We start from the raw sequence: 12218 nt of genomic DNA, 5'->3' as shown, positions 1-12218 counted from the left end.
CTAGCGGGTTGGCAGCAGGGCGGCGGCAACCTCTGCCTGGCACAGGTCGAAGGTCCCGATGACCGGGGTGGACAGCTGCGCCTGGGCTTCCATCGCGGCCAGCGGGGAGGCCGTGAGCACCCCGGAAACCGCGGCAACATCCAGGCCTGCTTCGCGCAGGATTCGCTCTCCGGCCTGGGCACCCAAAGCGTCCTGGGCGCTGAACAGCACGCGGTCTACATGCTCGGCGAAAATCGGGTCGCGCAGCAAGCGGGAAGTTTCGCCCTGGAACAGCCCGTCGGCGATCTCGATGACCACTGCGTCTGCGCCGGTGGCGCTTTGCTCGCGGATCATCGCCACCAGCAGGTCGCGCACGGTTTCGTAGTCCAAGCGGTAGGTGGTTGGGAAGCCGAAGTCGGTGAAGTCGCAGACGCTGAAGGCGCCGGCATCGGTGAACAGGTTCGGATCATTGCCGGCACCCGTGCCGGTGGCCTTGCCTGCGGCAACTTCCATGCCGGAGTTGACCAGTCCGTTGACCAGGCATCCCAGGGTGGTGGACTTGCCGGAGTTCATCGAGGTGCCCAGCACTGCGATCACCGGCGGGCGCGGCGCGGCAACCTGCGCTGCGCGCGGCGATGCGTTCTCGATGCCCAGTGGAGCGAAGTCCACCAGGTTCACGACCTTGCCGTGGCGCATCAGCAGGCCTGCGGGCTGCAGCTGTGTCGCCATATCGATCGAGGCGTGCTGTTCGATGACTTCGCTGGCGACACCGCCGCCTGCAACCAGCTGGCATGGACCCAGGTTATCCGGCACATGGGCCAGGAACTGGTCTGATGCGTAGCGGTGGCCGTAGGCGACCATGATTTCCTGTCCGACGAACATCAGCTGGCGTCGGGAAACCGGGGACTGCAGGCGCGTGTGCTTGCCTAGCTCGGTCACAGCCGCGATGACGACGTCACCGGCACGCGGCACCATGTTTGCGCGGCGCACGATCTCGAAATCCTGCGGATTGCGCTGCAGCTCGGCTGCAACGAAGCGGGTGGTGTAGGCAGCGCGGATGGTGCGGGCGCGCTGTGCATCGATCTGCTGCTGCACTTCATTGCGCGCTGCGGGGGTCTGCGTTGGAAGTGATTCTGCGATGATGGCCATCTGCCTATTCCTCTTTCAGTGTTTCCGGCCCGCCGTTGCGGTTTGCCGGTGCTGGCCGTGCTGCCAACGATTCCCAGTGAAACGAGCAATGGTTAACTGAAAGTGAACGGTTCATGAGGCGGCGAGGTGTATTCGATGAGAGGCCTATCATCTGCTTCTCATAAAGGCAGATCACCGCTTATTTACGGGCTGACTAGTGCATTAGAAAAAACTTGATGAGACTTCTCTCATGCGGGCCGCGGTGCGGTGAAATGCGTGACGCGCGCATCACGGGCATCCAGGTGCGAGTACGGATGCTTGGTTTCCAACACCGTGGTTCCCAGGGTCGGATAGTTCATCGCCAGCTCGTAAACGGCTTCTTCATCCGAGTCCATTGCCGCCAAGCGCAGCGCCAATTCCTGGAGCACCGGCTGGTGCCCGATCACCAGCAGGTTGCTGACCGTATCGGGAACTTCATTGATGATGGAGCACAGCTGCGAGACTCCTGCGGTGAAAATGCGCGAATCGACATAGGGGGTCGGGCCCTTCTCGCCGAGTTCGGAAAGCACCCAGGCGCAGGTGGAGCGCGCACGCAGCGCGTCGGAGCAGATGATGTAGTCCGGTATCAGGCCATTCTCCACAAGCCAGGCTCCGGCGGCCGGGGCTTCGCGGTGCCCGCGGGCCGCCAGCGGCCGGTCGTGATCCGCGACGCCCAGCGGGTAGTCGGCTTTGGCGTGGCGCATCAGCATGAGCTTGCGGGAATGCATGGTGTTCATTGTTCCAGCTTAAGACAGCAGTGGCGGGCAAACCGAACCCGGTTTGCCCGCCACTGCTGCCAGCTGATGCTAGATGGAGTATTCCGGAGCTGCCCAGACAACAACTTCTGGGTGCTCGTAGAAGCGGTAGCCCTGGCCACGTACGGTGCGCACGGTATTGGCCAGGCGTCCCAGCTTGGAACGCAGACGACGGATATGCACGTCGATGGTGCGTTCGTTAGGGACTTCTTCGGCATTGCGCCACAGGTTTTCCAGCAGCTCTTCGCGGCCTACGGTGCGGGTGCCGTTTTCCACGAGGAAGTTCAGCAGCTCGAATTCCTTGAAGGTCAGGTTCAGGGTTTCGCCATCCAGGTAGACTTCGCGGCGCGAGAGGTCGATCAGCACGCCAGATGGGCGCGGAGTGGATGGACGGGCTTCAGCGCGTGGCCGGCGGGAAATCGTCGGATCGCCCAAAGCCTGGCGAACTACATCGATGGGCTCACCCTGGGCGCTAGTTGGAGCCAGTGCCACGGCGGCATGGGTCTGCGCTTGCGGCGACAAGGTGGCCAGGAAGGCGCGGACCTGGGTGGCCAGCTTGCCCAGCGAGGTGCCCTGCGCCTGGGCGGCAGTTTCATCCAGGCCCACGTAGAGCACGAAGCCGCGTGCGGAGGTGTCGGCGCTTGGCTGGCCTGTTGACTGCACTGGAGTGCTAGCCGGCTGATGCGATGCATCACGTGTTTCATGAACATTGGAAACCGCGCGCAGCGGACGGTAACCCGCTGGTGCATAGCTGCCAGAAGCTGAACGCTGCGCAGCTGCTGCGCGGTTCTGCGCATTGCGAATTGAAACGTGGACGTATCCGGAACCAGCCGACATAATCTTTTCCTCTTTTAGTGCGAAGGCCAAGTGGTTTGGCGCTCATGCTTCGGGTTTTGCTTGCGCTGTTCGCGGCCTTCGTCCACGTTCAGCAGTTGGGTTTCCCGTCAATAACTCCCAAAATCGGATTACAAATCACTCATAATTCGGCTTGGAGGCCATGGACGCCGAGCATTCGTTGAGGACGATCTTGGGCAACTCGATGTTGGAATCCGAGGTGCTTTTACCGTCCTGCGCCGTACTCACACCTCTAGTTTCCTCGTAACATTGGCAACTTGCAAGTAACAATGAACACCTGCGTCCACATAGTGAGACGAATGTTTCCAAACGTGACGCGCAACACTTTAGACAATTCTAGGCTACCTAAGCGCTTAACTAAACAATATGGTCAACATATCAATAGAACTTCGTCATTATGTCCGGTCCATTCATAGGCCTGAATATTCATTCATCACTATGGTCCGTCCACGCTTCAATCATTCGTCGTTCTTGGGGGTTGACCAAATTAACCACTATCGGTTCGGGTTTTCCCCGCATAAAATCGACTTATAGTCATAGCTGACACACAGCAAAAACATATTCTCGGCCCATGGCAATAGGACAAGCTGATTAACATGAATGAATCACGATTCTCCCCTTCGCAATTGCCCCGGCTGACTCACCCTGATGGCACGGCAATCAAAGTTCTCGTGGTCGATGATGAACCTTCATTGGCGGAATTGGTCGCCATGGGAACCCGCATGCTCGGCTGGGAAGCCACGATGGCCCACGATGGGCCCGAAGCAGTAGCCACCGCTCGCTCCCTAGCGCCGGACGTACTGGTTCTCGACTGGATGCTGCCTGGGTTCGACGGCCCCGAGGTGTTGCGCAAGGTGCGCACCCACTTCCCTGAAATCCCCGTACTTTTCCTCACTGCCAAGGACGCGGTTGAAGACCGTATCGAGGGCCTGGGGGCCGGTGCAGACGACTACGTCGCCAAGCCCTTCAGCCTCGAAGAGGTCCTGATCCGATTGCACCGACTCGTGGAACGTTCCGGTGCGGCCACTGCGGATTCCGCTGAATTGGTCGTCGGCGATCTGGTGCTGAACATGGACTCGCACGACGTATCCCGCGCAGGCCGCGAAATTTCGCTGACCGCCACCGAATTCGACCTGCTCAGCTACCTGATGAACAACGCCCGCCGCGTGGTATCCAAGTCGCAGATCCTGGACAACGTCTGGCACTACGATTTCGACGGCCAGGCGAACATCGTCGAACTGTACATCTCGTACCTGCGCAAGAAGATTGACGTTGACGCGGAGCCGATGATCCACACCGTGCGTGGCGTTGGCTACGTGCTGAAGCCGGCTGCATGAGTTTCTTTTCCCCGAACACCAGGGTGAGCTCGCCGCACGCGCTGCAGCGCAAACTGCTGCTCATCCTGCTGACCTCGGTCACCGCCGTATCTGTCTTGCTCGGCCTGCTCTATAACGCGGGCATGCGCCAGACCTTGATGGACCAGCTCAACAGCCAGCTGCGGCTCACCACCGAACGCGCGCTGAATTATTCGCAGGGTGCACCAGCGGTGAACTCCCGGCTTGATGCCCCCGGCCAGTCCGCCGGCACGCTGACCGCGCGGTTCGTCGACAAATACGTCTTCAACGGCGGTGTGCTGGACGAACGCACCGGCGTGCTGAAGCAGCTGAGCCAGGAAGATGCCATCCCGATGGTGGATCTGGAGCTGAGCACGTTGCGTGCCGGCGGGCAGTTCAAGCCGGTACGTGCCCACCTGACTGTGGGCGACTATTACCTCGTCGCAGTCAAGGACTCTGGATCCAACGGCATCCTGATTGTCGGTTTGCCCCTGCACAGCACCGATCTGGCGTTGCGCGGTATGGCCTGGCTGACGCTGTTCATCGCCTTGATCCTGATCGCCGGTGCGGGCCTGGCCGGTTCGTGGCTGATCTCCCGCTCGCTTGCCTCGCTGAAGCGCGTGGCCACCGTGGCTGCTTCGGTTGCCGCCGAAGAGCTTGATTCAGGAAAGGTGGACCTGACCCAGCGCGTCCCGGCGCAAGATGCAGTCCCCGGTACCGAGGTGGGCAATGTCGGCAATGCGCTGAACGCGATGATCAGCAACGTCTCCACCGCACTGACCGCCCGCGAGAAGTCCCAGGCCCAGATGCGCCAATTTGTCGCCGATGCCTCGCACGAACTGCGCACTCCGCTCTCGGCGATCCGCGGCTACACCGAGCTGCTCTCGGCCACTGAGCATTTCTCCCCGGACGGGCAGCGCTCGGTGGACCGCGTTCTGCAGCAAAGCAGCCGAATGAGCTCACTGGTTGAGAATCTGCTGCTCCTGGCTCGGCTGGATGAGGAGAATGCGTTCAAGCGCAGCGAAATTGACCTGTGCTCGCTGACATCGGATATCACCGAGGACTTCAAGCTCACCGCGAACGACCACCATTGGGAGTTCGACTGCCAGGCGCCGCAGACCATTGTCAATGGCGACTCGGCCTCGCTTCGCCGGGTGATCACCAACCTCTTGGCCAACGCCCGCAAGCACACGACGGCCGGAAACACCGTCACCGTTTCGGTGGACCAAGACGAAGACACCGATGAAGCCATCATCCGGGTTCACGACACCGGTGAGGGCATTGCCCCAGAATTCCTGCCTCGGGTCTTCGAACGTTTCACCCGCGCCGACAAGGCGCGTTCTGGCTCCGATGGCACGACCGGGCTGGGCCTGCCGATCGCCAAGAGCATCGTCGAAGCCCACGGGGGCACTGTCACGGTCACCTCCCAGCCAGGAGATACCGTCTTCGAGGTCCGGCTTCCGTTGGACACGCCCGAAACCGGTGAAGAAACGCCGAAGGCTGCGGTGTAGTCACCGCAGCCTTCGGGCACATCGCTTAGCTGGAACTAGGCAATGGGCGGGGTCACGCCATACAGGCGGTCGCCGGCATCGCCCAGGCCTGGGATGATGTAGGACTTCTCGTCCAGCTTTTCGTCCATCGCTGCCAGCACGATGTGCACGCGATGATCGCCACCGTGGATTTCCTTCAGACGCTCGATGCCCTCAGGGGCAGCGATCAGGCAAATGCAGGTAACGGATTCTGCGCCGCGTTCGAAGATGAACTTGATGGCCTCGGCCAGGGTGCCGCCGGTGGCCAGCATCGGATCCAGCACGAACACTTGGCGGCCGGCCAAGTCATTTGGCACGCGGTCAGCGTAGGTGATGATGTCCAGGGTTGCCTCGTTGCGGGCCATGCCCAGGAAGCCGACCTCAGCGGTCGGAACCAGGCGGGTCATGCCTTCGAGCATGCCCAGGCCGGCGCGCAGGATGGGGACAACCAGCGGGGTCGGCTTGGCAATGGAGGTACCGGTGGTGGTGGCGACCGGGGTCTGCACCTCAACGTTTTCGGTTTTCACCTCGCGGGTTGCCTCATAAGCCAGCAGGGTGACCAGTTCGTCGGTCAGCTGGCGGAAAATCGAGGATGGGGTGTTCTTATCACGAAGAACCGAAACCTTGTGTGCCACCAGTGGGTGGTCGACTACCTGTACGCGCATAAGTAGAAATCTATCAGCACCGACTCAGGCAAATCGAGAGATATCCCCGATTTCCCGCCGTTAAGGCACTTTGGTGTGCCCAAGGAAACAGCAAACTTCAGTGCAGTGCGCAGTGCACCACACTCCGGGCGCCCGGCTACCGTCCCAAAACACGTAAAGTGAAAGCACTATGGTGCACGAATTTGATGCTTGGATGGACCTCGCCTTGGCTGAAGCGCGCGAAGCGCTGGCCACTGATGACGTACCCATCGGCGCCGTCATCCTCTCCCCCGAAGGCGAAGTCCTGGCCACCGGACGCAACGAGCGCGAGGCCATCAAGGACCCCACGGCGCATGCCGAGGTGGTCGCCATTCGCAATGCGGTCAAGGCCTTGGAAGCCAAGGGACAAGATGATGGCTGGCGCTTATCCGACTGCACCTTGGTGGTGACCCTTGAGCCCTGCGCCATGTGCGCAGGGGCAATAGTCCTTTCGCGCATTCCCAAATTGGTCTTCGGGGCCTGGGACGAGAAGGCCGGCGCGTGCGGCTCGGTCTTCGATATCGTCCGTGAACCGCGATTGAACCATTGGGTCGAGGTGTACTCGCGGGTCAAGGAAGAAGAATGCGGTGACCTGTTGCGTGAATTCTTCCGGAGCAAGCGCGGCTAGAACCCGACGTTGATGTGTTTCGGAACACTTCAGGCCAAAAACAGCGCTCTCGTTTTTGTTTTCGCCTGATGTTCGTTATAGAGTTATCAGGTCTGGTGACGTGTCCGAGCGGCCGAAGGTGCAACACTCGAAATGTTGTGTACGGTAACCCCGTACCGTGGGTTCAAATCCCACCGTCACCGCCAATGAAAACCCCTGGTCAGCCAGGGGTTTTCTTCTTTTAAAGATCTGACATGGTGCACTTATGGTGCGTATTTCACCGGAGGGTAGTTACGACATGCCCATCCTTCGTTGTGAACACGGCTACCACCACCATGCAGGCCCGCACGCCTGCGACTGGGTGAACCACAACGAAGAATGACCATACTGGGCATCGCGCAAGCAGGACGAAAAAGATCTCTAGCCTCCCGCCGGCTGCCGCACCTGCTGCGCGCGCTTGCCCTCAGGAAGCCGGGCACAGAGAAAGATCCCCCTGCTGCTGTATGCGGCAAGGGGATCTCTTCGGGTTAGGCTCAGCGGATCTGGACATTGCTCGTCTCGGCTCATTCGACGAACGAGCCGGCGTTACCTACTATCGTGAAGTGCTGGTCTTCGAGTGGTGGCGGTAGTTGGTGAACGCCAGGATCAGCGCTGCTAGCAGCAGTACTCCGCCAACAGCCCATCCAACCACGGCGTAGTCGGTAAGCTGAGGGACCCGTGGCAGGTTGATCGCGGCTACCGCAAGGAACAGAAGCACCACTACGGTGCTCTTCCTGGCGGCAGACGAATTGCTAGGTTGCTTTGTCATTTGCCGTTTCCTTTCTCGTGCCTAGCTGGCACCGCTCAGGCACTGTCCTACGGATGCGCCAGCAACAGCGGTGAAACCAGCCACGCAGATGATGCAGCCTGTTCCCACGGTAACAGCACAGAACGCCGCACAGGTGGAGATGATCACGAGCGCCGCCATGGTGGAGATGCCCAGCGCGTTGAGGCACTTGATCACACCTTCGTTGCCAGCGGCCGCAACGCCCACCGACGAGCCTTCAGGAGACATGGCGCTCAAAGCTTTCGCAGCCTGAGCTTCAGCTTCGGGAGTAGCTTCAACAGTCCACTGCTTGAGCAAACTCCCATCGACCCACTGCTTCACATCGGCAGTGCTGTCGCTGGTGTACGTGGCTTGAACCTGTGCGAAGCTCTGGACAACGTCTCCAGCAGCGTCGACGACGGCAACGGCGAAGGAGCCCTCGTCGTGGCCGTCCCCAGACGTAGCCGTTGCCACCATCAGCGAACTGGAGCCATTGATCCGGGCGACGTTTGCCTGCTTGATATCGACTTCTGCGCCGTTTCGCAGCTGAGCATCGAAGCTCGGCTCAGCTATTGCGATCGCTCGCTCAACAGTTGAATCCGAAAGCGGCCCGTTGGTTGAGAACGAGCTTTCGGAAGCGTTGACCGGACTAGCAACCGCGAAGAGCATCGCCCAGCCTGCAACCATCGCGATGATTGCTTTCGAAATCTTTTTCATGTTGACCACTTCCTATTTCTGGGCCTGGTCGATGCAATAGCCGACCTGGCCGCCCCAGACGCCCGCAGCTGCCGCGATGCAGCCCACGCAGCCGAGCCCAACGGTTCCTACGCAGACCGCCGCGCAGGCGATAGTGATGGCGGTAATAACCCAGCCAGGGATGCCCGCGTTGGCAAGGCAGTTATTGAGCTTGTCCCAGAAACCGGCATATGTGGTGACGTTGTTTGCCGCGTCAGCAGTGGTCAATTGCTTGTCCATGGTCAGATTTCCATCAACCCACATGCGGGCATGACCAGATGCATCGTCGCCAACGAAAGCCATCTCTGTGCGCTGCGCAACGTTGCCTGAGTTGTCCAGGAGTGCACCGACTGTGGCGAGCTGGACGCCGTCGCCGACGAGCGGGTAGCTCACATACGATGTCCCGTCTGACATCGACCATGCTTGGACGCCGGAACGGTCAACTTTCAGACCTGAGAGCGACTCTGTTGGAAGATCGGCATTCTTGGCCAACTGGAGGGCCTCCGACTTCGACAGAATCTCGGCATTCTCGCCAAAGCTGGCGATGCTGGTCACAGCCGGAGACGAAGCGGCCGCCGCTGGCTTAGTCAAAGCCGTACTCAGGCTCAGGACCAGGGAAGCGATTGCCACGAACGCGATCGCGAGGTACGTGACCCCGGAGCTGGATTGTTGTCTTGATGTTGGGATTGGAATGCAGTGGTCTTCATTTGACCTGACCGCAATCGAGTGAAGTTTGAGCTTCACGACTATCACCTTTTGAATGAATCGAAATCTACATCTTCGTAAAGATCGGCGCATCATCTGCCGTGCCAAGCGGGGGTCGACCGAAATCGAGCCTCCGCAACAAAAGTCCTCGGTCTGGATCGAATTGCCTCAGATACGAGCACGTTTAATAATCACCATTAAATAAGAACGGCGTAAATACTACTTAAGTAGGAGGGGCGAACCCGGGCAACGCCAAGACCGGATGGTTCACCGGAGCCGTGAAGCGAGCCCAGGCGTCCGACAAGTCGTTCCGCAGGGTCACGCCCCACGACCTGCGGCACACGGCGGCATCGCTGGCAATCAGCGCCGGGGCCAACGTCAAGGTGGTACAGCGCATGCTCGGCCACAAGTCGGCCAAGGTCACGTTGGACACCTACGCGGCACTGTTCCCCGACGACCTCGACAACGTGGTCGAAGCCCTCAGCAAGCAGCGCGCCGAACAGCTCTAACGGTGGTGCACTGTGGTGCATTTTGGTGCAGGAATACCTGTGGGACGTGGTGCGCACCTGTGAGCCTATGAGCCCAGATGCCAGTAAACACAAGGGATATTCGGGAGCTAGCAGTAATGACGCGGATAGGATAATGGGTTCAAATCCCACCGTCACCGCGTTGAATAGCCCCGGAATCCTTGTGATTCCGGGGTTTTTCTTATCTCAGATCGGCTTGTTGCCTTAAACTCCGGATCTGTTGCATTAAAGATAGAACAACCGGGTTAAAGGTAGAAGTGGCGACGGTACAACGACGAGAGCTAAAGCACGGTTACAGTTATCGAGTCGTTTGGCGGGAACCGGATGGAACTCTCCAACAACGTACATACAACAATGACGAAGACAAGGCGAAAGATCGCAGTCGCAGTTTCGCTTGCACTTACGGATCACCAAACTGACGGCATCCATGACCGTCGTTCTCATACTAGCTGAATCCAAACAGCTAGTGTCCGCGTTCCAAGCTGGCGGTGGTCCCGGAGCCTACTACAACACCGGAACCACCGATAGGGGTTCCCAGCTACAGTTGCTGCCAACAAACGGTAAGCAAGAAGGCAAACAAACGGTGCAACCGATCACAGCGGACCCTTCCCGGTGCATTGGGTCAGGCCGCCTATCAATCACCCTAGCGTCGAGCGAGGTGTAGGCAAAGAGGCTGGTCTGATTCATTGGGAATCCACAACAGATTCAAATCCCGACCCGTACTGGGGAGTGCGGCCTTGTTGCTCGTGAGAATCCACCCGCGTGTTGTCACTTAAACTAATCCAGCCCTCGCTGATTCGATCAACAACGAGGGCTGGTTGCGAGTTTTGCGCTGGGCGATGGATCCCCATCCATCTCCCCAAAGACTTCCGATTCCCCAAAAAACGTTAGTCCGGCGTGAAACCTATGCACAGAATACTTCGTCAAGCCCATAACGCCTAGAGAATTTTTGGAATTGGGAAAAGTTTTTATTTTATCCCCGCCCACTTCACCTTTCACTCTCCTGCAACTACAGTAGCTATTGGCCTAGGCCAATTACGAAAAGTCACCAGTCAGGCATTGAGTTCGTTTCCCCAAGAGCGGCCTCACGCTGGTGAAACCCGTCAGCGTCCCCCAAGTGCTGGCGGGTTGCCTGCCTTAATACGGAAAACCGCCCCATTTTTGTGGACTGCTCCCCGGAAGTAGTACTGGTTTCCCTATCCAAATTCTGGGGAGCAGTCCACAATGGTTCCCGGGGGTTCGCTCTACCTAGAGCTAGTTCGCGAAGGTATCGGTGAGCTTGCCCTTGGCATCCCACAGCGCCAGCGAGTCGCCACCGTTGTTCAGGATTCCCGGTCCGTCCACGTAGTAGGCTTCTTCGCTGTTGGTACCCGGACCCGAGTACACGCGCAGCTGATCGCCTGTCTCCAGCTCGTATCCTTCGCCAATTTCCAGGATGTTGTTAGCGGCATCGCGAATGATGTAGCCGCTGACATCGATGGTGCGCTTTCCGGTGTTCTCCAGGATCACGTGCTCGCCATTTTCTGGGGCGATGTCATCTCCCGGCACGTCATTGATCGCGTTGGCAATCACCACGCCATTGTTGGCAGGGAAATCCTTCTGGCCAGCGATGTGGCGGTTCACCTGTGCTGGGAAGTCGCCGGTGATTCGCTCGACACCCAGGGCCAGTGCAGCATCGGCTGCTTCGACGGCGTTGACGGTGTAGACGCCCAGGCCCAAGCCTGCGCCCTTCACGCGCTGCGCACCGGCGGCGTCAAGGGTGCGGTAGCTAGTGCCGAAAGAATCCGCGTAGGTCGCGTAGGTTGCCAGTTCCGCCGCAGAAGGCACGGTTCCGGTCAGCTGCTGCAGTGGTACTTCAGGTGCCAGTTGGGCAAAGATCTGGTTGGATGCTGCGTCGAAGCTGAGGACCTCGATCTTGTTGGCCTCTGCCAGTGCCTTCCATTCAGGATCCTCAGCCAGCGCGTCGGCTACCAGCTTCTCCACGCCAGGGGACTTGGCTGGATCCTTGATTTCGATGAATACTCCCGTGCCACCGGTCAGTGCACCTGGAACCTCATCGAAATGGGGAATTTTCGTTCCCTCGAACTCGTCTGAGAAGTAGGAACCGGCATCGAGCTGCTGCAGTTCTTCCCAGGTAAATGACGTGATGGGGTCATTGACGCGGTCAGGGAAGACCTCTGCCACGTTCGTGGTGCGGGAGGGCGTACCGTCGTGGAAGATGAACGGTACTCCGTCCTTGGACAGCTGCACATCAATTTCGATGAATTCGGCGCCGGACTGGCTGCCTGCCTTGATGGCAGCCAAGGTGTTCTCCGGTGCCACGCCTGCTGCTCCGCGGTGGCCGATGATCAGTGGATCAGATCCAGTCGGTTCGATCTGAGCAGCCACGGCGGGAGCTGCCAGGGTGACGGCCAAAGCCAGAGTTGCCGTGCCAAGGGTGATATTGCGCAGTTTCATGGAGCACTTCCGTCGGTGTCATTGGTGTACACCGGCCATGTTTCCGCGCGCTGATGACTGCGACCCCACACTGAGCTGAA

The 12218-nt window shown here is 59.3% G+C and carries 11 protein-coding genes, 1 tRNA gene and 1 pseudogene; 5 read left to right on the top strand and 8 right to left on the bottom strand.

The genetic code is table 11. The annotated features are described in order from the left end of the window. The 3 genes from ACIOU9_RS14905 to ACIOU9_RS14895 all read right to left on the bottom strand — a co-directional run bounded on the left by ACIOU9_RS14905 (nt 1) and on the right by ACIOU9_RS14895 (nt 2738). On the bottom strand, nt 1-1128 hold the full coding sequence (locus ACIOU9_RS14905) for a DUF1611 domain-containing protein (protein WP_402697396.1): 1128 nt from the start codon (nt 1126-1128) through the stop codon (nt 1-3). A gap of 227 nt (nt 1129-1355) precedes the next feature. Further along, entirely contained in the window at nt 1356-1883 is a 528-nt protein-coding gene (locus ACIOU9_RS14900) for a histidine phosphatase family protein (protein WP_105658818.1), read from the bottom strand. Between the two features lie 69 nt (nt 1884-1952). Beyond that, on the bottom strand, nt 1953-2738 hold the full coding sequence (locus tag ACIOU9_RS14895) for a winged helix-turn-helix domain-containing protein (RefSeq protein WP_105658819.1): 786 nt from the start codon (nt 2736-2738) through the stop codon (nt 1953-1955). A gap of 614 nt (nt 2739-3352) precedes the next feature. Here ACIOU9_RS14895 and ACIOU9_RS14890 point away from each other — a divergent pair. Next, complete coding sequence (locus ACIOU9_RS14890; RefSeq protein ID WP_105658820.1) at nt 3353-4093, top strand: response regulator transcription factor; 741 nt, start codon at nt 3353-3355, stop codon at nt 4091-4093. Further along, a complete protein-coding gene (locus ACIOU9_RS14885; RefSeq protein WP_332498820.1) occupies nt 4090-5601 on the top strand; it encodes a HAMP domain-containing sensor histidine kinase in 1512 nt (503 codons plus the stop codon). The genes ACIOU9_RS14890 and ACIOU9_RS14885 overlap by 4 nt, the downstream gene beginning before the upstream one ends. Nucleotides 5602-5636: 35 nt before the next feature. Here ACIOU9_RS14885 and upp read toward each other — a convergent pair whose 3' ends face one another. Next, nucleotides 5637-6284, bottom strand: coding sequence for a uracil phosphoribosyltransferase (gene upp / locus ACIOU9_RS14880; RefSeq protein WP_105658822.1), 648 nt, complete (start codon nt 6282-6284; stop codon nt 5637-5639). A 169-nt stretch (nt 6285-6453) separates the two neighbouring features. On the opposite strand from upp, the gene tadA reads away from it, so the two are divergent. Continuing rightward, a complete protein-coding gene (tadA, locus tag ACIOU9_RS14875; protein WP_105658823.1) occupies nt 6454-6930 on the top strand; it encodes a tRNA adenosine(34) deaminase TadA in 477 nt (158 codons plus the stop codon). 94 nt (nt 6931-7024) lie between these two features. Next, nucleotides 7025-7115 (top strand) — tRNA-Ser (locus ACIOU9_RS14870). 386 nt (nt 7116-7501) lie between these two features. On the opposite strand, the gene ACIOU9_RS14865 is transcribed toward ACIOU9_RS14870, so the two are convergent. From ACIOU9_RS14865 to ACIOU9_RS14855, 3 genes are read right to left on the bottom strand one after another with little or no spacing between them, the layout of a single operon-like run. Then, complete coding sequence (locus ACIOU9_RS14865; protein ID WP_133835086.1) at nt 7502-7717, bottom strand: hypothetical protein; 216 nt, start codon at nt 7715-7717, stop codon at nt 7502-7504. Between the two features lie 21 nt (nt 7718-7738). Continuing rightward, nucleotides 7739-8431 (bottom strand): hypothetical protein, encoded by a 693-nt coding sequence (locus ACIOU9_RS14860; protein ID WP_402697394.1) that lies wholly within the window; start codon nt 8429-8431, stop codon nt 7739-7741. Nucleotides 8432-8443: 12 nt separating this feature from the next. Further along, nucleotides 8444-9193: a hypothetical protein gene (locus ACIOU9_RS14855; protein ID WP_133835084.1), complete on the bottom strand. Its 750-nt coding sequence runs from the start codon at nt 9191-9193 to the stop codon at nt 8444-8446. 218 nt (nt 9194-9411) lie between these two features. On the opposite strand from ACIOU9_RS14855, the pseudogene ACIOU9_RS14850 reads away from it, so the two are divergent. Further along, nucleotides 9412-9663, top strand: a pseudogene (locus tag ACIOU9_RS14850) (tyrosine-type recombinase/integrase); the annotation flags it as partial. A gap of 1272 nt (nt 9664-10935) precedes the next feature. On the opposite strand, the gene ACIOU9_RS14845 reads toward ACIOU9_RS14850, so the two are convergent. Next, nucleotides 10936-12138: a glycerophosphodiester phosphodiesterase family protein gene (locus ACIOU9_RS14845; protein WP_402697392.1), complete on the bottom strand. Its 1203-nt coding sequence runs from the start codon at nt 12136-12138 to the stop codon at nt 10936-10938. Between the last annotated feature and the right edge of the window lie 80 nt (nt 12139-12218).

Origin of the sequence: Glutamicibacter sp. NPDC087583 (assembly GCF_044743685.1) — a bacterium.
Taxonomy (GTDB): Bacteria; Actinomycetota; Actinomycetes; order Actinomycetales; family Micrococcaceae; genus Glutamicibacter.
The sequence above is the reverse complement of the archived record's forward strand: the minus strand, read 5'-3'. Positions and strand labels throughout refer to the sequence as shown.

What these genes read in the sequence shown, in the direction of transcription:
- ACIOU9_RS14905 (WP_402697396.1), bottom strand. Translation starts at nt 1,128, where the DNA reads ATGGCCATCATCGCAGAATCACTTCCAACGCAGACCCCCGCAGCGCGC.
- ACIOU9_RS14900 (WP_105658818.1), bottom strand. Translation starts at nt 1,883, where the DNA reads ATGAACACCATGCATTCCCGCAAGCTCATGCTGATGCGCCACGCCAAA.
- ACIOU9_RS14895 (WP_105658819.1), bottom strand. Translation starts at nt 2,738, where the DNA reads ATGTCGGCTGGTTCCGGATACGTCCACGTTTCAATTCGCAATGCGCAG.
- ACIOU9_RS14890 (WP_105658820.1), top strand. Translation starts at nt 3,353, where the DNA reads ATGAATGAATCACGATTCTCCCCTTCGCAATTGCCCCGGCTGACTCAC.
- ACIOU9_RS14885 (WP_332498820.1), top strand. Translation starts at nt 4,090, where the DNA reads ATGAGTTTCTTTTCCCCGAACACCAGGGTGAGCTCGCCGCACGCGCTG.
- upp (WP_105658822.1), bottom strand. Translation starts at nt 6,284, where the DNA reads ATGCGCGTACAGGTAGTCGACCACCCACTGGTGGCACACAAGGTTTCG.
- tadA (WP_105658823.1), top strand. Translation starts at nt 6,454, where the DNA reads ATGGTGCACGAATTTGATGCTTGGATGGACCTCGCCTTGGCTGAAGCG.
- ACIOU9_RS14865 (WP_133835086.1), bottom strand. Translation starts at nt 7,717, where the DNA reads ATGACAAAGCAACCTAGCAATTCGTCTGCCGCCAGGAAGAGCACCGTA.
- ACIOU9_RS14860 (WP_402697394.1), bottom strand. Translation starts at nt 8,431, where the DNA reads ATGAAAAAGATTTCGAAAGCAATCATCGCGATGGTTGCAGGCTGGGCG.
- ACIOU9_RS14845 (WP_402697392.1), bottom strand. Translation starts at nt 12,138, where the DNA reads ATGAAACTGCGCAATATCACCCTTGGCACGGCAACTCTGGCTTTGGCC.